Source organism: Acetobacter fabarum (assembly GCF_011516925.1).
Classification (GTDB): Bacteria; Pseudomonadota; Alphaproteobacteria; order Acetobacterales; family Acetobacteraceae; genus Acetobacter; species Acetobacter fabarum.
Genome location: NZ_WOTG01000004.1, coordinates 109421 through 135114 on the forward strand (window position 1 = coordinate 109421; position 25694 = coordinate 135114).

At 58.8% G+C, this 25694-nt stretch carries 23 protein-coding genes; 17 read left to right on the forward strand and 6 right to left on the reverse strand.

What is annotated here, in order from left to right:
• Positions 1-8 precede the first annotated feature (8 nt).
• From GOB83_RS07435 to GOB83_RS07470, 8 genes are all read left to right on the forward strand, one after another.
• Positions 9-392, forward strand: a complete 384-nt coding sequence (locus GOB83_RS07435) for a response regulator (protein ID WP_086646083.1) — start codon at positions 9-11, stop codon at positions 390-392.
• A gap of 15 nt (positions 393-407) precedes the next feature.
• Positions 408-2666, forward strand: coding sequence for a chemotaxis protein CheA (locus tag GOB83_RS07440; protein WP_165925669.1), 2259 nt, complete (start codon positions 408-410; stop codon positions 2664-2666).
• A gap of 47 nt (positions 2667-2713) precedes the next feature.
• Positions 2714-3169, forward strand: coding sequence for a chemotaxis protein CheW (locus tag GOB83_RS07445; protein WP_086646175.1), 456 nt, complete (start codon positions 2714-2716; stop codon positions 3167-3169).
• A complete protein-coding gene (locus tag GOB83_RS07450) occupies positions 3169-4011 on the forward strand; it encodes a CheR family methyltransferase (protein ID WP_086646081.1) in 843 nt (280 codons plus the stop codon). The genes GOB83_RS07445 and GOB83_RS07450 overlap by 1 nt, the downstream gene beginning before the upstream one ends.
• A gap of 3 nt (positions 4012-4014) precedes the next feature.
• Positions 4015-5055, forward strand: a complete 1041-nt coding sequence (locus GOB83_RS07455) for a protein-glutamate methylesterase/protein-glutamine glutaminase (protein ID WP_165925670.1) — start codon at positions 4015-4017, stop codon at positions 5053-5055.
• 88 nt (positions 5056-5143) lie between these two features.
• Entirely contained in the window at positions 5144-5533 is a 390-nt protein-coding gene (locus GOB83_RS07460; RefSeq protein ID WP_025828767.1) for a response regulator, read from the forward strand.
• Positions 5530-6090: a chemotaxis protein CheD gene (locus tag GOB83_RS07465; RefSeq protein ID WP_233129090.1), complete on the forward strand. Its 561-nt coding sequence runs from the start codon at positions 5530-5532 to the stop codon at positions 6088-6090. The genes GOB83_RS07460 and GOB83_RS07465 overlap by 4 nt, the downstream gene beginning before the upstream one ends.
• A gap of 26 nt (positions 6091-6116) precedes the next feature.
• Positions 6117-6503, forward strand: coding sequence for a hypothetical protein (locus tag GOB83_RS07470; RefSeq protein ID WP_143221947.1), 387 nt, complete (start codon positions 6117-6119; stop codon positions 6501-6503).
• Positions 6504-6562: 59 nt separating this feature from the next.
• On the opposite strand, the gene GOB83_RS15180 is transcribed toward GOB83_RS07470, so the two are convergent.
• The 3 genes from GOB83_RS15180 to flhA all read right to left on the reverse strand — a co-directional run bounded on the left by GOB83_RS15180 (position 6563) and on the right by flhA (position 11287).
• Positions 6563-7792 (reverse strand): O-antigen ligase family protein, encoded by a 1230-nt coding sequence (locus GOB83_RS15180; protein ID WP_165925671.1) that lies wholly within the window; start codon positions 7790-7792, stop codon positions 6563-6565.
• 403 nt (positions 7793-8195) lie between these two features.
• Entirely contained in the window at positions 8196-9056 is an 861-nt protein-coding gene (locus GOB83_RS07480; RefSeq protein ID WP_086646077.1) for a P-loop NTPase family protein, read from the reverse strand.
• A 35-nt stretch (positions 9057-9091) separates the two neighbouring features.
• Entirely contained in the window at positions 9092-11287 is a 2196-nt protein-coding gene (gene flhA, locus GOB83_RS07485; RefSeq protein WP_086646173.1) for a flagellar biosynthesis protein FlhA, read from the reverse strand.
• 270 nt (positions 11288-11557) lie between these two features.
• On the opposite strand from flhA, the gene GOB83_RS07490 reads away from it, so the two are divergent.
• The 4 genes from GOB83_RS07490 to GOB83_RS07505 all read left to right on the forward strand — a co-directional run bounded on the left by GOB83_RS07490 (position 11558) and on the right by GOB83_RS07505 (position 17021).
• Positions 11558-13132: a tetratricopeptide repeat-containing glycosyltransferase family protein gene (locus GOB83_RS07490; protein ID WP_242005776.1), complete on the forward strand. Its 1575-nt coding sequence runs from the start codon at positions 11558-11560 to the stop codon at positions 13130-13132.
• Positions 13133-13173: 41 nt separating this feature from the next.
• On the forward strand, positions 13174-14772 hold the full coding sequence (locus GOB83_RS07495; RefSeq protein ID WP_165925672.1) for a tetratricopeptide repeat protein: 1599 nt from the start codon (positions 13174-13176) through the stop codon (positions 14770-14772).
• Positions 14773-15034: 262 nt separating this feature from the next.
• Positions 15035-15556, forward strand: a complete 522-nt coding sequence (locus GOB83_RS07500; RefSeq protein ID WP_165925673.1) for a hypothetical protein — start codon at positions 15035-15037, stop codon at positions 15554-15556.
• A 346-nt stretch (positions 15557-15902) separates the two neighbouring features.
• Positions 15903-17021 carry a hypothetical protein gene (locus GOB83_RS07505; protein WP_165925674.1) on the forward strand — a complete coding sequence of 373 codons (1119 nt, stop codon included), beginning with the start codon at positions 15903-15905 and terminating at the stop codon, positions 17019-17021.
• A gap of 100 nt (positions 17022-17121) precedes the next feature.
• Here the strand turns inward: GOB83_RS07505 and GOB83_RS07510 are convergent, their stop codons facing one another.
• Positions 17122-18012 carry a transglycosylase SLT domain-containing protein gene (locus GOB83_RS07510; protein WP_086646983.1) on the reverse strand — a complete coding sequence of 297 codons (891 nt, stop codon included), beginning with the start codon at positions 18010-18012 and terminating at the stop codon, positions 17122-17124.
• Between the two features lie 597 nt (positions 18013-18609).
• Between GOB83_RS07510 and GOB83_RS07515 the strand changes: the two genes are divergently transcribed.
• The 3 genes from GOB83_RS07515 to GOB83_RS07525 are packed head-to-tail and all read left to right on the forward strand — an operon-like array spanning position 18610 to position 20481.
• Positions 18610-19704, forward strand: a complete 1095-nt coding sequence (locus GOB83_RS07515) for a flagellar basal body P-ring protein FlgI (RefSeq protein ID WP_233129182.1) — start codon at positions 18610-18612, stop codon at positions 19702-19704.
• Between the two features lie 7 nt (positions 19705-19711).
• Entirely contained in the window at positions 19712-20056 is a 345-nt protein-coding gene (locus tag GOB83_RS07520; protein WP_086646984.1) for a rod-binding protein, read from the forward strand.
• The gene (locus GOB83_RS07525) at positions 20053-20481 is read left to right on the forward strand and encodes a hypothetical protein (RefSeq protein ID WP_086646985.1); all 429 of its coding nucleotides are present in this window, start codon (positions 20053-20055) and stop codon (positions 20479-20481) included. The genes GOB83_RS07520 and GOB83_RS07525 overlap by 4 nt, the downstream gene beginning before the upstream one ends.
• 24 nt (positions 20482-20505) lie before the next feature.
• Here GOB83_RS07525 and GOB83_RS07530 read toward each other — a convergent pair whose 3' ends face one another.
• Both GOB83_RS07530 and GOB83_RS07535 read right to left on the reverse strand, forming a co-directional pair.
• Positions 20506-21012, reverse strand: coding sequence for a hypothetical protein (locus GOB83_RS07530; protein WP_179290183.1), 507 nt, complete (start codon positions 21010-21012; stop codon positions 20506-20508).
• Positions 21013-21046: 34 nt separating this feature from the next.
• Positions 21047-21760, reverse strand: a complete 714-nt coding sequence (locus GOB83_RS07535) for a hypothetical protein (protein ID WP_086646986.1) — start codon at positions 21758-21760, stop codon at positions 21047-21049.
• Between the two features lie 292 nt (positions 21761-22052).
• Here GOB83_RS07535 and GOB83_RS07540 point away from each other — a divergent pair, with 292 nt between their 5' ends.
• Complete coding sequence (locus GOB83_RS07540) at positions 22053-24200, forward strand: DUF1217 domain-containing protein (protein WP_165925675.1); 2148 nt, start codon at positions 22053-22055, stop codon at positions 24198-24200.
• A gap of 130 nt (positions 24201-24330) precedes the next feature.
• Positions 24331-25692, forward strand: coding sequence for a flagellar protein export ATPase FliI (gene fliI / locus GOB83_RS07545; protein ID WP_086646988.1), 1362 nt, complete (start codon positions 24331-24333; stop codon positions 25690-25692).
• Positions 25693-25694 lie beyond the last annotated feature (2 nt).

The window sequence follows — 25694 nt, forward strand, 5'->3', positions numbered from 1 at the left end:
TGAGGACTATGGTGGAAAAAGTGGGCATTCGTGTCCTGACTGTTGATGACTCGCGCACCATGCAGGGTATGCTCCGCAAAGCCCTGGAAGGGGCGGGGTACGACGTTATTCAGGGTGGGGATGGCGTGGAAGGGCTGGAAGTCCTTCAGGCTGCTGACCCCACGCCCAATGCGATCATTACGGATATTAACATGCCCCGCATGGATGGCTTTGAGTTTATCGAGGCAGTCCGGGCGCTGGAGCAGTACAAACATCTGCCAATGATCGTTCTGACAACGGAAAGCGATCCCGAGAAAAAAGCCCGTGCCCGTGCCGTTGGCGCGACAGGGTGGATTGTCAAACCGTTCAGCACAGACAGCCTTGTGGCGGCTATCCGCCGGGTGACCGCCTGAAGGAGAGAGACCAGCATGAGTGGTGACATGGACGATATCCTTCTGGTTTTTTTCCAGGAGTGTGAAGAGCAGCTTCAGGAACTGGAGCGTGGTCTGTCGGCCCTTTCGGATGGTGAATCCGGGAAGGAGACAATCAACGCCGTTTTTCGTGCCGTGCATTCGGTCAAGGGTGGGGCCGCGTCGTTCGGTCTGGAAAACCTTGTCCGCTTTGCGCATGTGTTCGAAAGTTCCCTTGACGGCCTGCGCTCCGGCCGTGTTGCCCCAACGCCAGAGATCGTCAAAACCTTTCTCAAGGCCATGGACGTTCTGAGCGATCTGGTTGCCGAGGCTCAGGGTGGCGCCACGGTTGATACGGCCCGCATAGACGAAAGCCGCGCTGAACTTCAGGCCATTATTGGCGAAGGCAGCGGCACTGCAGGGCAGAAGGAAGAAGAAACCGTCCCGGCTGATTTTACGCCTGTTCCGGTGGATTTTGAGCCGGTCATGGCCGATTTTGACTTCGGCGATTTTGGCTTTGAGGAAGAAACTCCGGCAGAAGCGGCATCGCTTGTTGTGACCTTCAGCCCCCATACCGCCATGTATGACCGTGGGGATGACGCGCGTAACCTGCTGATCGGTCTGGCCGATGTGGCCGTGGCCCACGGTGGGGCAAGCACGGTCACCTGCGAAACCGCGGCCCTGCCTGCGCTGGACGCTCTGGAAACCGAAAAATCCTACCTGTCATGGCGTGTGGTTCTGCCCGCCGCCGTGCCGGAGGAAAGCGTGCACACGGTCTTCGACTGGGTGAGCGATGTGTGTGATGTTACCATCACGCGCGACGGTGGCCCCGGTCCTAGCGGCGGGGAACAGCCCGCCGAGGAACAGGCTGCCCCGGCCGAGCCCGAACAGCCCGCCCCCGTGGCAGAAGCCCCCGCACCGGCCCCTGTGGCGGCCAGCCCTGCGCCTGCGCCCAGTACGGTTGCGGAAAAAATTATGGCGGAAATGCCGCCCGCGCCAACCCCCGCCGCTACGGCGCCTATTGCCGCTGGTAATGCTGCGGCCACACGCCGCCCGGTAGAACAGGCGACCATCCGCGTGGACCTGCACCGCGTGGACGACCTGATGGACCTTGTGGGCGAACTGGTGATTGCACAGGCCGCTCTGGAATCCATTGGCCAGCGTGAAGACGATGCCCAGCAGGAAATGATCAAGCGCATCGCCAGCATGAAGGCCCTGACGCGAGATATTCAGGACGCTGTCATGGCCGTGCGGGCCCAGCCTGTGCGCAGCGTGTTCCAGCGCATGCAGCGCGTTGTGCGCGAGGCCTGCTCCATGACCAGCAAGGACGTGGTGCTGACGCTGGAGGGTGAGGACACGGAAGTGGACCGCACTCTGGTTGAAAAACTGTCCGACCCGCTGACCCACATGCTGCGTAACGCCGTGGACCACGGGATTGAAAGTGCCGAGGCCCGGATTGCCGCTGGCAAATCCCCCACGGGGCAGATCCTGCTTTCTGCCGGGCATCGCTCTGGCCGTATTCTCATCACCATCAAGGATGATGGGGGCGGGATCAACCGCGAGCGCGTTCTGGCCACTGCGGTCAAGCGCGGTATTATTGCCCCCGATGCCGTGCTGACGGATGATGAGATCAATAACCTGATCTTTGCTCCGGGCTTTTCCACCGCCGCGACCGTGTCCGACCTTTCGGGCCGTGGGGTGGGGATGGACGTGGTCAAGCAGGCCATTCTGGGTCTTGGCGGGCGTGTGACAATCAGCAGTGTGGAAGGGCAGGGTACAACCTTCTGCCTGAGCCTGCCGCTCACACTGGCCGTGCTTGATGGCATGCTGATTGTTGCGGCCGGGTCCACCATGGTTGTTCCCGTGTCCTCCGTGGTGGAAACCATGATGGTCAACCACAAGGACATTTACATGCTGCCCGATGGCGCCAATGTGGTGTCTATCCGCGGGGCATGTATGCCGCTTATTCCGCTTGCCTCCGAGCTGGGGCTTGGCGGCGGCGGCACAGCCAGCCTGTCCGAGGAGGACGTGATCCTGGTTGTGGAAAACGAGTCCGGCGCACGTGCGGCCCTGATTGTGGAGGATATTCGCGATCAGGCACAGGTGGTGATCAAGAGCATCGAGAAAAACTACCGGCAGATGGCCGGTGTTTCCGCTGCCACCATTCTGGGCGATGGGAGCGTTTCCCTTATTCTGGATGTTCCCGCACTGGTTGCGAATGCTCTGGGGCGGATTGACACACGACCGTCGGATGTTCGCACAGGGCTTGCGGCATAAAACCCAACACCACATCAGCCGATCTGTATTTGAGTAGGAAAATGGATATGACGGACGAAGCCGGCGCGGACGCCAAACTTGTCAAGATGATCGTGTTTGCGGTGGGTGATCAGGAATATTGTATTCCTATCCTGAGCGTGCGCGAAATTCGTGGGTTTGAAAAAACAACAGCCCTGCCGTTTGCCCCGCATTATGTGTGCGGTGCAATCAACCTGCGCGGCATTATCCTGACCGTGATCGACCTTGCGGTGTACCTGAACGTGGAACCGCAGCCCGACAACCCGCGCCGCGTGGTGATTATTGTGGAATCCCGCAATGGCACCGTGTGTGGCCTGCTGGTGGACCGGGTGATCGACATGGCTGACGTTAATCTGGCCGATATTCAGGCCGTGGCGGAGGAAGATAGCAGCCTGAGCGGTCTGGTCATGATTGCGGACCGCATGATTGGCGTGCTCCGGCTGGAAGTTGTGGTCGGCCAGCTGGTAGGCGGGATGACCTCCTGATGGTTGACGCGCGTTCTACTGCCGAACCGGAGTATACGGACGCCGACTTCCAGATGGTGCGGCGGATCGCCAAGCAGGAAGCCGGGATTTTTATACCCGATTCCAAAAGTACGCTGGTGTATTCACGCGTTTCCCGCCGTGTGCGCGAAAGCGGGATGGAGAGCTTCCACGCTTACCTTAACTATGTGCAAAGCCCCTCTGGCCGGGCGGAAATGGAAAAGCTGGTCTGTGCGTTAACAACCAACGTCACCAGCTTTTTCCGTGAGCGGCCGCATTTTGTGCATATGGAACAGAATGTCATGCCAGCACTTGCAGCCAAGCTGCGTAGTGGCGGGCGTGGGCGCATATGGTCTGCCGCATGTTCCACTGGCCCGGAGCCGTGGAGCATTGCCATGTCTGTTCTGTCGGCTTTTCCAGAGGCCGCATCGTATGACATGCGTATTCTGGCAACGGACATCAATTCCAACGTGGTGGCGCAGGCCGCTGCGGGAACCTACGTTGCCAGCGAGACGGATGGGATTTCCACGACCCAGAAAAACCAGTTCATGCAGGCCGATGACCGGGGAAACCTGACCTTTGTCGGCAATATCCGCTCGCTTCCGGTGTTCAAGGTGCTCAACCTGAATGCCGACTGGCCAATGCGGGGGCAGTTTTCGGTTATTTTCTGCCGGAACGTCGTGATTTATTTTGATGAACCCACGCGGGAGCGCCTGTGGGGCCGTCTGGCCGACAAGCTGGAAAGCGGTGGGTTCCTGTATGTTGGTCATTCCGAAAAAGTGGCCAATCCCCGCCAGTGCGGCCTGGAGCAGGTGGCTCCGACCATTTACCGGAAAGCAAGCTGATTAATGGCCCAGCCAGTAAAAGTTCTGATTGTTGATGATTCACGCACGATCCGCGCGCTGATCAAGCGTTCCTTTGCACAGAACCCTGATATTGAAGTCTGTGGTGAAGCGGCAAACCCGCTGGAAGCCCGCGACCTGATTATTAAAGACCAGCCGGACGTGATTACCCTGGACGTGGAAATGCCGGGGATGAATGGCCTGCAGTTTCTGGAAAAAATCATGCGGATGCGCCCCATCCCCGTTGTCATGGTGTCCAGCCTGACAGCCAAGGGAGCGGATACGGCCATTACGGCGCTCCAGATGGGGGCGTTTGACTGCTACCCCAAACACAACGTGGCTCCGGGGGAAGATGCATTTGCAGGCCTTGGGCGGCTGGTTGTGCTGGCGGCCCGCTCTCAGCCGGTTTCACGCATTCAGCGGCGCACGCCTTCGGCCCCGGTCAGCCACGCGCAGACCACGTGGGGCAACTCGGTGGACCTTGTGGCCATTGGCTCATCCACCGGTGGGGTAGAAGCGCTGGAAGAAGTGCTTTCGGGGTTCCCGCAGAAGAGCCCGCCGGTTGTTATCTGCCAGCATATGCCCCCGCTGTTTACGGCCAGCTTTGCAAACCGGCTTAACCAGTCCATGCCCGCGCTCTCCATTGCCGAGGCGCAGGACGGAGAGGTGCTGCAACCCGGCATGGTCCGGATTGCCCCCGGCGGGGACCGGCACCTTGTGATCGATAACAGCGGCGGCAAATACATAACGCGGCTGATCAGCGGTGCACCCGTTAGCGGGCACTGCCCGTCGGTGGATGTGCTGTTCAAGTCTGTTGCCAAACATGCCGGGCGCAATGCGCTGGGGATCATCCTGACCGGTATGGGGCGGGATGGGGCCGAAGGGCTGCTGAACATGCGGCAGGCCGGGGCCTATACAATCGCGCAGGACAAAACGTCCGCAGTTGTTTATGGAATGCCACGGGTTGCGGCGGAAATTGGCGCGGCCTGTCAGGTTGTGCCATTGCGCCAGATCAGCTCTGCCGCCATGGCCATTCACACGCGCTAACTTCAAAAAGGGCGGCTCTTAACCGCCCTGTTTATCCGCTGCCGGTCTTTGATGGCTGGAATTGAGACTAGGAATAAGGGGGAGACAAATGCCTGCCGCTTCACAAATCAAGGCCCTGATCGTAGATGACCAGGCCTCTATCCGTCAGGTTCTGGCTAACAGCATGGCCGAAATCGGCTTTACCAACATTGCCCAGCGCAAGGATGGTAAGGAAGCTTTGGAATATCTGGACCAGAACCCCACGCATCTGGTGATTTCCGACTTTAACATGCCGGTTATGGATGGCCTGGCCCTGCTGCGCGCCGTGCGGAGCAACCCGAAAATCCAGAAAGTGGCGTTCATCATCCTGACCGGCGAGGCCAGCAAGGATCTGGTGCAGGAAGCGGTCAAGGCTGGTGTTAACAACTTCCTTGCCAAACCTTACACCGTAGCCAAGCTGCGTGAGGTTCTGGAAAAGGTGTTCGGGCCTATCAAGTGAACGACCACTCCGTAGTTAAAACGGTTATTCAGGGAGAAGTGGAAATTTCTGGCGATCCGTCAGTGGTTTTTGCAACACTGCTTGGCTCCTGTGTTTCGGTCTGCATGTTTGACCCGCTTGCACGTGTTGGTGGCATTAATCATTTTTTGCTGCCAGAGGGGGGAGCGAGTGAATCCGGCACCGCCATGCGGTTTGGCGTGAACTCCATGGAAATGCTGGTCAACGGTCTGCTCAAGGCCGGGGGGCAGCGTAGCCGGCTGGTGTGCAAGGTTTTTGGCGGTGCGGCCGTAGTGCCTAGTCTGGGCCGCATCGGGCAGGAAAATATTCGTTTTGTAACCCATTATCTGGTGGATGAAGGTATCCGCTGCGTGTCCCAGAGCTTGGGCGGCACATTGGCCCGGCGTATTCGGTTCTGGCCAACAACGGGCCGTGCACAGCAGAATCTGGTGCAGGACGTGCAGGGTATTGGCAAGCAGGAAGTCGCCTACAGCCGGCGTGAGGCTGAAGCAGAGCGGAAATGGGCTAGAGAAGCCAGTTCCGAGGTCGAGCTGTTTTAAAAGCCGGGCCGGAGAGGATGAAGAACATGGATGTGGTGCCCCCTTTGCCCCATGGTGCAGCCGGGACCGAACGCAGTATGCGCGATGTGATGGACCATCTGGTAGAATTGCTGGATGAGACTTATCAGGATTTTACGGGTGTGCAGCGCGTGGTAGGCGAAAACATGGCCGCCGCCCCGCTGAGTGATGCGGATGTGCAGGCCCTGCAACGGCTGGATTCCGCCACACAAACGGTAGAAGCCGTCTCCACCGTGCTCAAAAATCTGGTGGCCTCTTACGGGCAGACCGAAACACAGCCGCTGGATGTTGGTGTTCTGAGCCAGGGCGTTAAGCTCTGCCATGTTATTCAGGTGCTCCGCCACGGTGTGCAGGCGGAAACGGACAGCCACTCGGGCGAAGTGGACCTGTTTTAACGCCCATACTGCCCGTTCTGGCGTAAGCCCTGCTTACGCCACGTAGCGGGTTGTGCGGTTCATGCCCCGGCTTGTGGGGCGTGTGCGGGGCCAAGGAGCCGCGCACGGGCCAGCCCCCATCCAACCATTAAAAAGACCCACCCTGCTGTGCGTTCCGTAAACAGGGAACTGGTCGAAGCAAGCGGCCAGAACAGCATGCATACCGTAATAAAAAGCATGGCCTGCATAAGGTCCCGGCTTGCAAGGGCTGCCAGCAGCAGTTTTTTCAACCACAGCAGCACCACACATACAAACAGGAACAGCCCGGAAAGCCCCGCTGTGGTGGCGATTTCCAGATAGGTGTTGTGTGGATGAATGGTGCACCCCGCGCCTATGTCCTGCCCGGCAACCATGTGAGCAAATTGCGGGATACCGTATACATAGGTTGTCTCGCCGCAATGAGCCCGAAAACCGTTATACCCCAGCCCCAGCAACGGGTGCGCATGAACCATATTGAGCGCACGAATATAAAGCTGGCCGTAGGGGGACTGCGAAAAATGCCCGAGCTGCTCAAAAAAGCGCAGAATCAGCTTGTCGTAGGACGGAGGGGAGATAAACGGCAGAAGGGCCAGCGCCACAAAACCGGATAGTGTTGCCAGCAGCACCATGACCCGTGTGGTTTTAATGAGCATGGCGCACAGGAAAAATCCAAAAAACACCAGCAGTGCAGGCATTCTTTGCCCGATCATGACCATGGTCAGCAGCAAAAAGGACATAAGGGCCAGCCCTGCCAGCTTCTGGGCCAGTTCCTTTTTCTGCACCATACGCATGGGGTAGATCATCAAGCCGGGAAACATGATGATGGCGAGCGGTGGCCCGGCCCGTGGCTTAAAAAACGGCCCTGTAAGAGCACCATCCTGCCAGCGCGGGTAGCCCCAGGGGTTCACCCCGACCAGATACTGCTCCCAGCACAGGCAGATAATCCATACCCCGGCCAGTGTTACGCACAGGCCCAGTAATTGCTGTTTTTGCGTGCTGTCCAGCAGCCATTCTTCCAGCGCTTTGGCAAAAACAAAATAACGCAGGAGCGCTATGGCCTCCAGAACGGCATGTGTGGACCCGTGGATTGCGGAGGAGGCAACAATAACTCCCCACAGGCCCAGAGCGTAAGGGAACCACCCACGTAGGAGACAGCGGTAATGTTTTTCAAAAATGCAGTATAGCAAAAAGCTTATTGCAATAAACAGGATGCTCAGATCCGCTATGGCGCGGCCGCGTAATTGAAAAAAGGGAAGTAAAACGCAGAGCACCAGAGAGATTTTTTTTAAATAAATATCACAGGACGTAAGGATTTTTTTTAAGGTCATGCCGGGGCTCTCCAATTGCACCGGATATTAAAAGACTCTGTGCGCAAAAGCCATTCTTAAACCACCTGCATGGAGCGCCGGTGTATGGGGGAGCAGGTGTGGTGGCCTGATGATGAAGGATTGTAAAAGAGGCTGGAACGATCAGGATTTTTCTAGGAAGGTGCCACCGCCCATGCAGTTATTGTGCCTGCGTAAGGGGGATGGGCTGCGGGTGTGCGGAAAAACCTGTTGTGGCTGGCTACGGTTTTGCCTGCAAAGTGGTTCGGAGTTGCACAGGCAGGGGAGGCGGAGTGGGGAGGCCACACAGTATGCAGCGGCCTGTGCTCCGTGGCCTGCCCTCCGGTGTTCAGGAGGGCAGGGTGAGCAGGCGGTTTGCCAGAATGGGGGCGTTAAGGGGCACCAGCCCCCCCACAATGCTGGAGGAGCAGCTGCCGTAGGTCAGGGTTAAGCCACAGGCGGCGGCGGCAATAATGCCCCCCACCCGGCCAGCCTGATCCATTTTGCTGGCAACCATGGTGGTGGCACCCTGCTGGGCAAAGGCGTAGCCAATATCGGCCGATTCCTCGGCATCCAGCCCGGCAGGCAATACCAGACTGAGCGTTGCGCCAACGCGCTCGACCATCTGCATCATTCTGCCCATGCTGACGGGGGAATAGACGCAAATGCCCGGAAGATCGACCAGAATAGGCTGTCCCGGCTCCTTGTGGAGCACGGCATCGGCCAGTATTTCGGGCGAGTTACCCTGAATGATGGGAATATTATACGGCTGGAGCAGGGCCGAGAGCTTGGCAAAGCTGCCTGCTGTATGGTCGCACGCAATAATCAGCGGCGGCGGGCGGTCCTTGTGCTCTTCGGCCAGAATGTAGCGTGCGGCCAGCTTGGCCAGCACCAGCGTTTTGCCCGACCCCGATGCCCCGCCAAAGGCAAGGGGGGTCTGTGTGGCATCGGGCAGGGTACCAAAGGAGAGCACATTGCTCAGCCCGTCGGCCAGTGTTTTGCCGGCAAGAGCCTGAATGAGTGGCTGCGGCACGGAATGCCAGCGCAGAATGTCCTCTACCGTCAGGTGGCTGACCGGCAGGGCCACGCCATTGGTCGCGGTTGTGCTGTCATCCGTGGCCTGTTCCGGCACGGCTGATTCCTCCCGCGTGTTTCCCTGACGGCGCTCCGCAACCTTCTGGCTTGCGGTGTCGGAGGGACTATCCTGCATATTCTACTCCCATGGTGCGGTCTTCTGGCGGACTGTCACGATATGGTCGCAACCGTCTTGATCCGGGCACGTGGGTATATCTCAGCTTGTGACAGAACGGAAATAGAAGGACGTACCCGTTCGACAATGGCGTGCATGGAATCTCTTACAGGGGAGGCGACAACAATAACCGGAATTTCGCCGTTTGTGGAAAGGGCGTTAAATGTATCGCGCAGTTTTCCCACAAAAACATTGAGCATGGAAGGCGGCATGGCCAGCTTACGGTCTTCTGCCGGGCCGGTAATATGCGCCATAAAATCCGATTCCCATTTGGGGGAAAGGGTTACAATGGGAATATACCCCCCCGGCCCGACCAGCGCGTTGCAGATCTGGCGGGACAGGCGCATGCGCACATGGTTGGCCAGCGGACCAATACCGCGCAGGCCCATGCCGCAGGCTTCCTGAATGCTTTCCAGAATGGTGGGCAGGTCACGGATGGAAACACGCTCGGCCAGCAGGGCCTGCAACACGCGCTGCACGGTGCTGAGCGGCACCTGCGAGGGAATAAGGTCGTTGACCAGCTTCTGCTGTTCACGCGGCATGTCGTCCAGCAGGGCCTGGGTGGCCACATAGGTCAGCAGGTCCGGCAGGTTGCTGCGCACCATCTCGCTCAGATGGGTGACAATCACGCTGGCCGGGTCCACCACGGTGCAGTTCATGGCCATGGCTTTGGTCTTTTGCGCAGGGTCTATCCACACTGCGGGCAGGCCAAAGGCGGGTTCGGTTGTTTTTTCGCCCGCCACGGGGGGGGCGCCACCAGATGGGGTCATGGCCAGCAGCTTGTGGGGCCGGACCTCGCCCGAGGCGATCTCGATCTCCTTGAGCTTGATGACGTATTTTTCCGATGGCAGGTGGATGTTGTCCTGAATGCGCACAGGCGGGGTGACAAAGCCCATTTCGGTCGCAACCGAGCGGCGCAGCGCCTTGATCTGCTCGGCAAGCTGGGGGGTGTCGCCCCCTGTCAGGGGCAGCAGGCCAAAGCCCAGCTCAAGGCGGAGCAGGTCGAGCTTGAGAATGTCGGAAATGGGGGTGGCGGCAGCCTGTGGGGCAATTTCGGTTACGTCCCCATCGCTGTCGGCGGCGGGGGCGCGGCTGCGCAGCCAGGCACCCGTGCCAGCCGCCACTGCAATGGCCAGAAAGGGGAAGGCGGGCAGGCCGGGCATAAGGGCAAACAGGGCAGACAGCGCGGCCGCCACACCAAGCGGCTTGGCGTTGCCACTGAGCTGGCGGGCCAGAATAACGTCCGCCGTGCCATCCGTGCCGCCTTTGGTCACCACAATACCGGCGGCGGTGGAGACCAGCAGCGCCGGAATCTGGGAGACAAGGCCATCACCCACGGTCAGCATGGTAAAGGTGCTTGCGGCTTCGCTCAGCGGCATGCCGTGGCGGAGCACACCAATGGTCAGCCCCCCCACAATGTTGATGGCGGTGATGATGATGCTGGCAATGGCATCCCCGCGCACAAACTTGGCGGCACCATCCATGGAGCCGTAAAACGCGCTTTCTTCCTCCAGCTCCTTGCGCTTGGCACGGGCGGAGCGCTCGTTGATCGCGCCGGAGGCCAGATCCGCGTCAATGGCCATCTGCTTGCCGGGAATGGAGTCGAGGAAGAAGCGGGCCGCCACTTCCGCAATACGCCCGGACCCTTTGGTAATGACCATGAAGTTCACGACCAGCAGGATACAGAAGATGATCCCCCCGATCACCACATCCCCGCCCATAAGGAACCCGCCAAAGGCCGCCACAACATGGCCTGCGGCATAGGGGCCTTCGCTGCCATGGCTGAGGATCAGGCGCGTGGTCGCAATTTCCAGCGAGAGGCGCAAAAGGGTGGTGAGCAGCAAAAGGGTGGGGAAGGAGGTAAAATCCAGCGGGCGTTCAAGGAACAGCGCCACCATCAGCACCAGCACCGAGGAGGTGATGGAGATGGACAACCCCATATCCAGAATAAAGGTGGGCAGCGGCAGGATAAGGATGGACAGCAAAAGCACCACGCCCAGTGCCAGCCCGATATCGGTCCCCGGGACGGCGGCACGCCAGGGCAGGGCTTTCCACCCACCATTGCGCAGGGTGCCTGCCGCATGGGTCAGCAGGCGCGAGCCCGATGCAAACCTCAGGCGCGCGGCTGCGGTCTTGTCCGCCAGTTTACCTGCGGCGGCTTTTTTGACCGAGTTGCCATCGGCAGTATCCAAGAACCACGTTTCCTTTTGTGTTTCGGGCAGCACGGCCTGCGGCGGAGTGTGTAACGGTCCATCCTGCTGCGCACCTGAACCGGACAGCGCCCTGCAAAGCCATGCCTGTGCCCTGCCATTACAGTTATCATCAAGTGTAATTCAAGGCCAGAAAATGGTTCTGCCCGTACGGCCCCTTCCACCACGGGTATTGCGGCGGGTTGGGTATGGTTAAGTCAGGGCGGTATGGTAAGATCACCAACCATGACCACAGGATGCAGATAAGGCGACATGAAAGCGACTTGGGAACCTGAAAAAGCCAATATGCAAAAGCTGGTGGCCCGCAAAGACGCCGTTTTGCAAAATCCCACGCCCATGAGTGTCGGCCAGCTCTGCGAGGAGCTGTGCCGGGCCGAACTGGCGGGGGAGGCGGTTAAACTGTCGCTGGAAATGGTGCGGCGTGAGCCCGATAACGTGGCTTACCTGCTGGTTGCCGCCTTTGTGCTGAGCACCCATGTTTTCCGTTACGATATTGCCGTGGCGCTGCTGCGCAAGGCCATGCTGCTTGAGCCTGATAACCCCGCCATCAAGATCATGCTCGCGCAGGCGCTGATCGTGAACGGGGACCTCGCGGGTGGCACGGCGCTGTTTTCGGACATCATCAAGCTCTATCCCAGCCAGCGCGTGGCAGCCACGGTGCAGATTGCGCAGGTTTTCCTGCGCATGGGCTACCCGATGGAAGCGTTGAACATCCTTTTGTTTGCCGTGCAGCAGGAGCCGGGGCAACCCGCACTGTATAATGCCGTGGGGTGTGCGCTGGGCTGCCTCAACCGCGCGGGGGAAGCCCTGCCATGGTACGAGCAGGCCCTGCGTCTGGCCCCGCATGATGAAGGCATCCAGCTTGGTGCGGCCATTGCCACGCTCAAGGCAGGCCATTACGCCAAAGGGTGGGAGCTGTTTGCCCAGCGCGCTCATAAGCTGACATCGGTTACAAAATGGTTTGCCCAGTTCCCCCGCCTGCAACCCGATAACGATGTGGCGGGCAAAACGGTTGTGCTGTTTCAGGAACAGGGGCTGGGTGATACGCTCCAGTTCATCCGCTTTGCCCCGGCTCTGGTCGCGCGCGGCGCACGGGTGACTGTGGCTGTGGGGAGCGCCCTTGTGCGGCTGATCAGCCAGTCCTACCCGGACCTGATCGTGCGTGACGCGGTGCAGTTCGGGCTGGATGAGCGGTATGATTACGCCTTGCCCATCCCTAACCTGCCCTATGTCACCCGGATGCAGGGCACGGCGGATATTCCCGATACAATGCCCTACCTGCGCGCGGACCCGCAGGACGTGGCGCGCTTTGCCGCCCTGCTGCCAGCAGCCGGGCCGCGTATTGGTCTGGTCTGGTCGGGGGACAGGCGGACATCCGCGCAGGATGTCATGGCCAACCAGCTCCGCTCCAGCACGCTGCCCGTTATGGCAGGCGCCCTGACCCCGGTGAATGCAACGCTGGTCAGCCTCCAGCTTGGCAGCCCGCGGGAGGATATGGCGGAATGGCATGGCCAGCCAGTCTGTGACCTGATGGACAGCGTAACGGACATGGCCGATACCGCCGCGATCATAGCCAGTCTGGACCTTGTAATTTCGGTTGATACGTCTGTCCTGCATCTGGCGGGCGCACTGGGCAAGCCGGTGTGGCTGCTCAGCCGGTGGGATGCCTGCTGGCGGTGGCTGGATAGTGGGGAAACCACGGCATGGTACCCCACCATGCGTATTTTCCGCCCGCAGGAGCGCTCCTTTGCTCCCGTACTGCGCCAGATGGGTGAGGCCCTGCAAACATGGGTGGCCACATGGCACGCCACCCACCCCACGCCCTAGACGCACTGGCGACACCCGTGGAGAAAACAAAGGACCAGCCAATGGAACAGCCAGCACAAGCCCCCGCCATAAGGTTGCCCAAAGGCATGACCGTGGAAGGGCTGTGGGAGGCCAGACAGGCCCTGTTGCAGAACCCCACCCCCGAAGGGCTGAAAAGTCTGGCAACGCTGATCTTTGATGTGCAGCAGTATGTTGCGGGCGAACGCCTTGTGCTGGACGTTATTGCCGCGCATCAGGACAACCTGCCCCTGCTGCTGGCCGCAGCCGATGTGCTGGCCACCTACACCATGCGCTACGATATTATTGTGGCCATTCTGGGCAAGGTGCTGATTGCCCTGCCCCATATGGCCCAGCTTAAGGTCTTTTTAGCCACGGCGCTGGTCACCAAAGGGGATGTTGCCGCTGGCCTGCGCATTTTTGCCGAGATCATGCAGCAGCACCCAGAACTGCATCAGGATGCATGCGAGCATCTGGTGGTGGCCCTGCTGGATGCGGGCTACGCGCAGGAAGGGTTTATGGTGCTGGACGCGTGGTTCAGGGATAAAAAACCGGTCACGACCGCGCTGCTCAACAATATGGGCTGTGTGCTGCAACGCCTGAACCGGTCGGAAGAAGCGCTGGGCTGGTACAGAAAAGCGCTGGAAGCCGACCCCCATAATGCCAGCACGGGCATGGGGTATGCGGTGGCCCTGTTCAAAACCGGGCATTTTAAAGAAGGCGCACCCTATTACTTTGCCCGCGCCGGACTGGTGCAGGATACGGTCAGTTGGTACCTGTCCCTGCCACGCCTGCAAAAAGGGGAGCCCCTGCAGGGCAGAAACCTGATTTTCTATCAGGAGCAGGGGCTGGGCGATACGCTCCAGTTCATCCGTTACCTGCCTATGGTTGTTGCGCAGGGGGCGCGGGTTACGCTGGTGGTGCCCACAACACTTACCCGCCTGCTCAGCCTTGCCTTCCCGCAGGTCCGGGTGGTGACGGAGCAGGCTTTTGCTCCGCAGGGTGGGTATGATGCCATTCTGCCCATTCCCGACCTGCCCTTTGTCATGGGGCTGGAAACACTGGCCGATATTCCCGCGCAGGTGCCTTATCTGGGCACTGTGCCAGCCGATTGTGCGCGTCTGGCGGAACTGTTGCCTGCGCGGCGGCCTCGTATTGGTCTTGTGTGGTCCGGAGGGCGGCGGACAAAAGCCATGGATGTGCTAACCGACCAGCGCCGCTCCACAACAGCGGGGCAGATGCTGGCCGCCATTATCCCGGTGGACGCCACACTAGTCAACCTCCAGCTTGGCCCCCGCCGGGAGGACCTTGCTACTTGGCACGGCCAGCCGGTGTGCGACGTTATGGACCATGCGCACGACATGGCCGACACCGCTGCCCTTATTGAAAATATGGACCTTGTGATTTCGGTCGATACATCGGTCGTGCATCTGGCGGGCGCACTGGGCAAACCGGTGTGGCTGCTCAGCCGGTGGGATGGATGCTGGCGGTGGGGAGATACGGGGGAAACCTCCCCCTGGTACCCCACCATGCGTATTTTTCGCGCGCAGGAACGCACGCTTGGCCCGGTGCTGGAGCAGATGGGGGCGGCCCTGCGCACATGGGCTGCAACATGGCAGCCGGGCAAGGGCGCGCAGGACTAGGTCGGTCATCTCAGGTTTGGTTTTGTATGAGGCCGTTTGAGTGTGGCACTCTGGCGCGCAACGGATCGGCCCTTATCCACAGCGCGCGGGCTGGTGCAGGCATGTGCTGGATACGTGCAGACTGCCCGTTAAGGGCCCGCGTGCTGTAAGGTACTTTGCGGGTTGCCTCTCTTACACGTCAAACCGTAAGAGCTAGACAACATAGCATGTTGCTGCTACTGGCCGAGGCTATTATCAATACAAAATATTGATTGGAATTAAAATGCCATTTAGAAAAACGCTTTATTTTTTCACGGCCTATTGTGCTGAGTTAGTCTTTTCTTATTTAATATTAATGAGATGTGAAAGTTATTTGTTTGGTTTGAGCATCTTTTTTGTGTCCACTGTTTTGTCTGCCCTGATTCCGATCGGGATGGTTTATTTTGTCAAAAAATATTCTTTTATTAAATCATCATTTGAAAATTTTCTTGTGGCCGTGATCGGCTTTTTTGTCCTGTTTACGTTTTCGGTTTTTGGGCCGGTCTTTATCGACAGGTCCATTTCCTACCATCTGGTGTTTTACGCCGTAGAGAATGGCGCAATTCAGGAAGATGTTTTTCAGAAACAGTTTGCAGATTCTGTTTTCCAAAAGCGGATCCATGATGCACAGATGGCCAAATTTCTCGAAAAAACGCCAGAAGGCACGTATGTCCCGACAAAAAAAGCATTCATTTTTTCTGGTATCATGAAGCTTATTGGAAAGCTGTCTGGATCAATGGATAATTACGATAAAACAAAGGTATAATATTGTGCAGAATTATATGCAAAGAAATGTAACTGTTTTAACATTTCTGTATTTTTTATTATTGTGCGTATTTTATAGATTCCATTATTATGTTCCGGACTTTGAGTTGTATTCCGGGTTCCAGCATAATTTTGGGCATTTTAGCAAAGACGGGTTTTCGACCTTATTTGTCAAAATCTCATCGCTTATTGCGCATTACCCAGCCAGCTCATTTATTATAGCCAGCATGCTCTTTATGGCATCCGGGTTTTTTGCAGTTAACTCTCTGGCATTCAAATATATTGGTAAAAACGTTAATTCCATAATTGTCTGTATATTCATATCATCCTGCGGAATATGGTACTACTTGAGCGGCAAGGTATATTACGATTTTCCGTTTACTGTGTTTTCTCTCGCCATTACCATTTACATTCTGCTCAAAGCATATTTTTCAGAGACCCATAAGCCCGTTCTTTTTTATCTTTTTGGCATGGCCTGCGGGTTTATGCTGTCCTGGAAGCCGTATAACATCTTTATCCTTTCAGGGCTTTTTTCATTCATTCTCTGCGATGCAAAACTAAGAACGCTTTTGCTGAACATTCTGCTCAGCCCGCTGAAACTGCTTAAAGCGACTATTCTGTTTGCGTTGGGGTATGTGCTGGGGAATTACTCATTCCTCTATTCTGTGGAAAAAACGGTTCTGGGTATTTCTGCCTACCCGGCGCAATCAGACTTCATGACCTTCCTGTTCGATCGGGATGGCAAGATCTGGGATCACGTGAACTCCTTGGGGTATAACTACTCAAATATTAATGTTATATCCCTGTTTATTGTTGCGATATTGGTTCCTGTAGTTACAAAAAGATATTTGTGCTTATTTCTGAATATTGTTAATTTTGTACTGTTCTATAATTATATTTTCAGGTTTTCTCCCGGCTACCCATGGCACGGGTTCTGCTATTCCCTGTGTGTTATATTGGGTCTGATTTCTGCGTGCCAGAAGTCCGAACTCCTTAACGCGATGCGGAAGAAAATTCTGACCTGCCTTTTGGTCGGGGCTGCGGCGGCGCAGGTGGCTGTTACATTTTTATATTACATTCCACAGCAGGCCTACTGGATTGAGCAGGACGATGAGACATACAATGCACTGCGCCAGAAAAGCTTTGAAATTTATGGGAATGTGCAAACCGTTGCCGAAAACCTGCATGGCAAGGTTTTTGTGTCGTGCGATTTTAATAGGTTCATCACGTACAGGAATGGCAGAAAAAACAAACTTATTCCGGCATATCAGTCTGATAACCCACAGGCATGGGAAAAGCTGGAAAGAGAAAAGTTCAATTCAGGGGATGACACTTATATCATACGGATAGTGCCATCCAGTATGCTCTATTTGGCAAATATATATGCGATAGATATGAGCGGATACAGCCAGATTTCCCAAACTGAGTATCCCGGTTACAGTTTTTATATCTACAAGAAAAATTAAGCAGCCGGAGCATGTGGGGTGTGGCGGTTGATGACCAACCGCCCAACGGTTATCTGGCCTGTTGGAACGCCACACAGGGTTGCCTGTGTGGCGTTTTGGCTTATTCGCTGCCTTGCGCCACTATACGCTGGGCGCTGGCCCGCGCGACGGGGGCCGCCCTGTAAGAGGCAAGGGAGCGCCCGCGCATACCACCGCCCCGGCTGTTCCCCACTGGCCCGGGCTCCACAAAGTTCCGCATGCCCTGGAAGGGGTGGAACACCTTGGGGTGGGAGATCTGGGGCATGCCATCCGGGCCTGTGCCGGTGCTGGCCTCTGCCACCATCATTGGGCCGTGGCGGGTTGTGGGGGTTACAGGGTGCGGGAACACCTGCGGCATAAGGGGCGATTTTTGTGCAAGCTGCGGGCCTTCCCGCCCGTCTTGCGGCACGGCCCATGCCTCCAGCACCTTCCACTGGTAGGGGGTGCCTATGCCGGGGGTCTGGGAGTGGTAGGCCGCTGCTGCACGTGGCCAGCTACCCGTCTTGTCATACATCTGGAGCAGAAAGCCGCCCGCGAACATGGCGTTGCGTAGCGGATCAAATGCCTGATCGAGCGAGGCAAAGGCATCGGGGTGCTGTTGCAGGTTGACCTGCATGCACCCCACGTCAATGGACATGATGCCCTGCTGGCGGAAGCTCTGTACAGCCGCTACGGCCTCGGCCTGACTGTTGTAGTGGTGGCCTATGCCTGCTGCGTTAATGGTCCACGGCCAGGCGGAAACCGTACCGTCGGATTCGACCTTGCCACTCTCCACCCGCCCCATGGCGGATAAAAACCCGTCGGGAATATGCAGGTTGTGTTCGGCCTGTGCCGTGGCCTCCGTGCATAACCCGGCCTCGGCAGAGCGGGCGTGGGCCTGCGGGGTGTGTGCGGCCATGTGGGCAGTGCCCGCCAAGGTTACAACACCAAGGAGCCAGCGGGCAGGCCGGGTGCGGGGGAAGGGTGGCGTCATGCGCAGTCTGGCGGGGCTCGGGGCGGGGGTTACCCGCACAACGGGGCCCTTGGCTCCTTGGCTGGTGGTGGTTCCTTGGCAGTCATGTAAGGACTCTACTGGGCGATGCACAAGTAATACTGGCCTTGCCTGACCGATTTTTCACCCGGCTGTAGTCCTGCGGTACGGATTATGCAAGGATTCATGGCCCGGAACACCCTTGCCTCTGCCGGCTCTGTTCCCCCAATAGTTCTGCCTCCCCTGTTTGTTGGGTGCCGGAGTCACGCCATGATTTTGCATGATCCTGAGCTTGGGGCATGGCGCTTGGGCAGGCCCGGAGTGGGGGTGTGGGCAAAAAAGGCTTTTGGGCATGCGCCGTGGCGGGTTACATGGGCATTGAATGTGCTGGCCCGCGCGCCTATTCTTATGGCACAAGCTGACGTGATGAGCCTGCACAGTGTGCCGGCTGACCAACCAGGGGTAAACAGGTATATGAGGAACCGCCTCAAGGCGAGCAACGGGCAGGCCGGTATGGTCGGCCAGCATGGTGTCAGGGCGGCCTATTCCTTGAACCGTATGGCCTGCCGTTCTGGCGCGCCACGGTGGGTCAGGGCCGTTATGGCCGCGTTTTTCATGCTTTCCCTGTTTGTCCCGCTCTCTCCCGCCCATGCCGTTACGGTGCGGGTGAAGGATATTGTGGATTACGAAGGCGTGCGGGACAACCAGCTGGTCGGCTACGGTCTGGTGGTGGGCCTGCATGGTACGGGCGACCGTCTGACCAACATCATCTTCACGCGTGAGACGTTGATCAGCATGCTCAACCGCCTTGGCGTGAACATCCGTGACCGCGAAATCCAGTTGCAGACGCATGACGTGGCCGCCGTTATGGTCACGGCTACCCTGCCGCCGTTCTCGCACGGGGGCGGGCGGATAGACGTGACCGTTTCCGCCGTGGGTGACGCGCAGGACCTGACCGGGGGCACCCTGCTGGTAACCCCCCTACAGGCTGCCGATGGCGAGGTCTATGCCGTGGCGCAGGGCTCCCTTGTTACCAACGCCTTTACGGCGGGTGGGCAGGCCGCCACGGTCACGCGCAACATTCCCACCAGCGGGCATATTGCCAATGGCGGGGTGGTCGAGCGTGAAGTGCCAGTCAAGTTGGGTGAGACAGGGGTTATCCACCTCTCGCTCCATAACCCCAACTTTACCACTGCAACCCGCGTGGCCGAGGTTATCAACCGCAGCATTGGCGCACATATGGCGCAGGTGGATGACCCGCGCACCATTGCCGTGGACCTGACCGGGCGCAACGCATCGCTGACCCTGTTCCGTATTGGTGACCTCCAGATCGAGCCGGATACCATGGCCAAGGTTGTGGTGGACGAGGCCAGCGGCACCATTGTTATGGGGGATAGCGTGCGGATCAGTACCGTGGCTATTGCGCAGGGCAACCTGACCATTCAGGTGACCGAAACACCCGAGGTGGTCCAGCCAGCACCCTTTTCTAACGGTGTAACAGCCGTTGTGCCGCGGACACAGGCCAATGTAAGCACGGATAGCTCGCACAGGCTGGGCATCCTGCGCGAAGGGCCAACACTGGCCAGCCTTGTGGCAGGCATGAACGCACTGGGCATGGGCCCGCGCGACATGATTGGTATTTTGCAGGCCATCAAGGCCGATGGCGCCCTACAGGCCGATCTGGAAGTAAGGTAGGCAGAGCATGAGCACGCTAGCCAATGTGAGCGCGGCCCAGATTGCCAGCGCACAGAACACCGCCTCCACCCAGTCCGGGTTGAAGGCGGAAGCACTGGAAAAAACCCGCAAGGCCGCCATCGAGTTCGAGGGCATGACCATAGGCGAAATGCTCCAGCCGATGTTTGATACGGTGGACACCGCCAACGGCCTGTTTGGCGGTGGGGCGGCGGAGTCCCAGTTCCGGTCGTTGCAGGTGCTGGAAATGGGTAAGCAGATTGCCAATAATGGCGGCATCGGTCTGGCCGACAGTGTTTACCGCCAGATGCTGGCCATGCAGGAAAAAGCCCAGCAGGAAGCAGGTAAATCATGACCGATACGCCGCAGGATCTGCAAAGCCGTCTGTTACAGGCATTCGGGGCGGTAAGCGCTCTGCTGGAGCAGGAAAATACCCTGCTTAAAACCGGTCAGTGGCAGGATGTGGAAACACTGCTGCCGCGCAAGCGCACATTAATGGAAACGCTACGCAAATTGCTGCCGCCGGGCCAGACCAAACCCCTGACAGCCGAACAGCGCAGCGCGAGCGTAAGCCCGGAGATGGAGGCCGCTGCCAAGCAGTTCAATGCTCTGGTCCGCGCCAATGAGGAACTGCTGCAAAGTGCCATTGCCGCCCAGGGTACCCTGATCAAGCTTGTGCTGGATGATGCAGCACAGGAACAGCGCACGGGCTACGGGGCATCTGGCGGCTATACGGTGGATAGCCATGCCGGGGCACTGGCCCTGCGGAGTGACGTGTAAAAAACCTGTGGCGGGGCTACTGGCTTACCAGTAGCCGCCCATAACCTTGCGGGGCTGGTCCCCGGCAGGGTCGGCGCCTGCGTACCAGGCGCTCCAATCCCACAAAAAGGTATCCCGGCGGTTTTCCGCCGTCATGGCGGCCAGCTCATCCACAACGGAGGGGGCCTGCTTCTTTTGGTTCCGCAGTTCTGCGGCGGTCATGTTGTGCAGGGTCCGGAATGCGGTTTCCGAGCCCATATACACACAGCCACACCCTATGGGGTCCGCGTAAAGGTAAATCGGACCATCGGGGGAGGGGCGGTAGGTCAACTGCCCCGGTGGCAGCAGGTTCATCATGGCGTAACGCGCGGTTGTGTCAGCCTGATGGGCAATAAACCCTGCCTCGGACAGGGTTCTTCCTTTTTCCAGATACGGGGCAGCGGGGGGGGTGCACCCCGCAAGTGCCGTGCAGAACAGCCCGGTTGCCGCCTGCGCCAGCCATTTTGCAGGGCGGGGTGTGGCCTTGGCCGGTAGGGAGCTGCCTGTGTGCATCTGGCGGGTTCCGTGCTGTGTTTTTTTTAAAGGTTTAAAGGGAGGGCGCAGCCGCGTCTGTCATGCACAGGGGGGGCACGCAGACAAAGGCCTTCATGGTGGAGTAGTGCAGGCTCATCAGCTGCTGGAGGGTCTGCGCGGCCATGCTGCCGTCTGCCGGGTTGGCGGCGGGTACGGTGGTGCTGGTCAGGGGCAGGCATGCCTTGATCATTTTTTCGGCCCCGGTGGGGGAAATGGCATAGCCGCACACGCTCTGGGTCGCCAGCAGCGGGAAGGCGAGGGAAGTGACTTCCATTTCGCTCAGCGCGCCTGCGCCACGGGCGGAGTAAGGGGGCTGTATTGCTCCGTTGAACAGGGCCAGCTCGGGCAGAACATCAAACTGGAGCGTGGAGCCGGGGGTGTTGCCCCAGAGAACAAAGTCCCAGTCCTGCGGCAGGCTGGCCAGAATACGCGTGCTTTCGGCCTCAAAATTGGCGCATAGCACGGCGTTGCTTTCAAACACGTGGGCGGCGGTCTGGTGCTGGGCCACATTCCCCCACAGGGCAACGTGGGAGAGGGCCTGCGCAAACGCTGCGTGCGAGAACAGACATTCGGCAGAGATCAGGTTCATCTGCCGCATGGCCTGTGCGTCCAGCGTGTGCTCGTCCACGCCCACGGAGCGCACAAGGTCGGGAACATGGGCGTTCAGCCGCACAAAGCGTTCGCTCTGGTCCGGGGTTGCGTCGCTGCTGATGAAAAACTTGAACATCGAGGATTCCTGCTGGTGGCGAGAGCAAAAAATGCGATCACTAACGGGGCGCAATGGGTAGCTGGCTCCACCATGTCCAACACAACCGCCACGACGAGACCATAATCTGGTGCCTACAAGGATACGGCAGAGTAAGGCGCATGGAAAGCCTTGAGAGGTGCTTCAAACCCGGCCGAGCATATTCCTGTGGCTTTGTCGGGGGCAAAACCGTATGATAAGCGCCAATATATGTTTTTTGGGTCTTGCACGGCAGGGTCCGGCATTGGTGTGCAGCACGTAAAGGATTGGATTAATGAGCGTTAGCGGTATCTCACCGGTAAGCCAGTATCTGACGGCCCTGAAAAATGAAGATGCCGCCGCCTCCACCTATGCCAAAACGGATGTGACCACCAAGCAGGCTTCCGCCGGGTTTGAGCAGGCCGCTGCCTCCATTACCACCGTTGCCGGGCTGATGAAGAATTACTCGGCCCTGAACGTGGTGCTGGGCGCGTATGGCATGGGCTCGTATTCCTCGGCCACGGCGCTGGTCAAAAAGCTGCTCACGCAGGACCCGTCCTCCTCCACATCGCTGGCCAAATCGTCCAGCAATGCCACGTGGCTGGCCTTTGCCGATGCGTTCAAGACCTGGGGGCAGGGCGGAGGGAGCGTGCAGACCTCCCCGCTCACATCCTCCACCATTACGTCCATTGTTAACGAATACCAGTCCGATACCGATAAATCTCTTCAGAGCGATCTGAAGGCTTTTACAAGTGCAGCCCCCAGCATTACCACCGCGTCTGCCCTGCTGGCCAATACAAGCGTGCTCAATGTTGTGCTGAGCGCCTATGGCATGGATTCGCTGGAAGGGGATACTTCGGTCCTGACCGCACTGCTCACGCAGGACCCGTCCTCCTCCACATCGCTGGCGCAGACATCGGGCAATACGGCTTGGAAGCTGTTTGCCAATGCATTCCAGGACATGGGCAAAAACGGCGGTACGGCCACATCCTCGCCGTTTACCAGCACCACCATGACCACCATTACGCAGGGCTACACCATTGCGGTTGATTCGGCGGTGGATGACAACATCAACGCGTTCAAGGCCGAGGCAGCGACCATGACCTCCGCCTCCGACCTGCTGAACAACCAGACCGTGCTCTCCATGGTCATGTCCACCTACGGGCTGGATTCCAGCACAGATAACAGCAGTATCCTCACTGCGCTGCTCACGCAGGACCCCACCTCCTCCACATCGCTGGCGCAGGCTTCGGGCAGCACGGCATGGCAGGATTTTGCCACGGCCTTCAAAAGCATGGGGCAGAACAACGGCACGGCTACGTCCACACCGTTTACAGCTGCGACCATCAGCTCCATTGCCAGCAAATATACGGATGCCATCAACAGCGGCACCACAAGCGCGATTGCATCCTTCAAAAGCGATGCGGCGGGCATTACCTCGGTCAGCAGCCTGCTGAGCAACAGCAGTGCGTTGCAGGTTGTGCTGGGGGCGTATGGTCTGGGCTCCCTTGCCTCCGACCCGGCCGTGGTCAAAACCCTGCTGACGCAGGACCCGGATTCCTCCACATCCCTGGCCCAGACATCGGGCAATACGGCGTGGCAGACCTTTGCGCAGGCGTTCAAGGCATGGGGGCAGAACAACGGTCAGGGCGCCATTATGTCCACGTCTTTTGTGGCGTCCCTGAGTGCGAGCTTCCAGAGCAACACCAATACGCTGGTGCAATCGGGCATTACGAACTTTGAAAACGCGGCTGGCTCCATTACCACCGCATCGGCCCTGCTGAGCAACACCGCCGTGCTGAGCGTGGTTTCCGGCGCGTTCGGGATTGATGCTTCAAGCAATGAAGCCACGCTGATGAACTCCCTGCTCACGCAGGACCCCACTTCCTCCACATCGCTGGCCAGTGCGTCGGGCAATGCCTCGTGGCAGAGCTTTGCAACGGACTTCAAGGTATGGGGCGCTAACGGGGGTAGTGTCAGTGCAACACCGTTCACGTCCGAAAAGATCCAGAGCATCGTGGAAAGTTACCAGATGCGGCAGTACGAAAGCAGCAAGGATCTGAGTGATAACGGCGTGGGGAATGCCCTGTACTTTACCCGCACCATGAGCAGCATTACCTCCCTGTCGCAGCTGATGTCGGACCCGACCCTGCTCAAGGTGGCAGAAACCGTATCGGGCTACGACCCGGACCAGTTTGGCGCACTCGACTATGACCAGCAGGTGCGCCTGCTGTCCAAGAAGGTGGACTTCAGCAAGCTGTCCACCCCCAAGCAGATCCAGCAGTATGCGGAGCAGTATCTGGCCATGTTGCAGATCAACCCGCAAACGCCAGATACCCCCGCGTCCATGCTCGACCTGTTTGGCGGGAGCAGTGATGATGACATCCTCTCCCTGTTCGGTGGGGATGATTCCTCGGGCGACCTTTATTCCAGCCTGTTCTAGGCGCGCTGGTCTGCCCGTTATCCTTTGGGGCAGGGCCGTATAACACTGCATCTGTTTGGTTGGTAACGTGAGTCTGGACCCGCAACCCTCCTCGCCTGTCGAGGCATCTGTATCCGCTCTTTCCGGTGTGATGGAGGCGGTACGCGGTGCCATTGCCAGCCCCCGGCATGATGTGCCGGTCGGGCTGCTGGAAGGGCGGGTCACCGGGCTTTCGGGGCTGTCTGTCTCTCTGAGCGGGTTGCGGGATTTTACCGGCGTAGGCGACCGCGTGACCATTTACGGGCTAGATGGGCGGCAGACGCAGGCCGAAATTGTGGCCTTTGCGCAGGATATTGCCATTGCCATGCCCTTTGGCTCGCTGGAGGGCATTGGTTCGGGCTGCCGGGCAACCTTTTTACTGTATGATCAGGAGCAGCGCCGCCGCAGGGCGGGGGGTACGCTCATGGTCAATGCTGGCTGGCAGGGCCGGGTGGTGGACCCCATGGGCCGCCCGATGGATGGCAAAGGCCCGCTGCCATCCGAGGGCACGGCCCAGCGCCTCCATGCCGCCCCGCCCGAGGCCGCCATGCGTGCGCGCCTTGGCCCGCGCATAGACCTTGGGGTGCGTGCGCTCAACCTGTTTACCACCTGCCGCGAGGGCCAGCGCCTTGGCCTGTTTGCAGGCTCGGGCGTGGGTAAATCCACCCTTATGGGCATGCTCGCGCGGGATACGGCGTGCGATGTGGCCGTTATTGCGCTGGTAGGGGAACGTGGGCGCGAAGTGCGCGAGTTTGTGGAGGATGATCTGGGGCCGGAGGGGCTGGCCAAGTCCGTTGTGGTAGTTGCCACGTCCGACACATCCCCCCTTATGCGGCGTGAAGCAGCCTATGCCGCCATGGCCGTGGCCGAGCACTTCCGCGATCAGGGTAAATCGGTGCTGATGCTGATGGATAGCGTAACCCGCTTTTGTCAGGCCCTGCGTGAGATTGGCCTGTCCTCGGGCGAGCCACCGGCCACGCGCGGTTATCCGCCCAGTGTTTTTGCCGAACTGCCCCGCCTGCTGGAACGCGCAGGCCCGGGGCTTATGGACGAGCACGGCCATGCAGGGCAGATGACCGCCATGTTCTCCGTGCTGGTGGAAGGGGACGACCAGAACGAACCCGTGGCCGATGCCGTGCGCGGTATTCTGGACGGGCACGTGGTGCTGGAGCGCCGTATTGCGGAATCTGGCCGTTACCCTGCGGTTAACGTGCTGCGCTCGCTCTCGCGCACCGTGCCGGGATGCCTGACGGAGGAGGAGAACCAGCTTGTGCTGCAAGCCCGCTCCTGCCTGTCCACCTGGGATGAAATGCAGGATATGGTGCGCCTGGGTGCGTACCGCCCCGGCAACGACCAGCGTGTGGACGAAGCCATTCGCGTAGCCCCGGCGGTGGAGGAAATGCTGAAGCAGCGCAAGGGCGAGCGCGCGACCCTGCCCGAAAGCTTTGATGCCCTGCGGGGCGCATTATCGTAGCT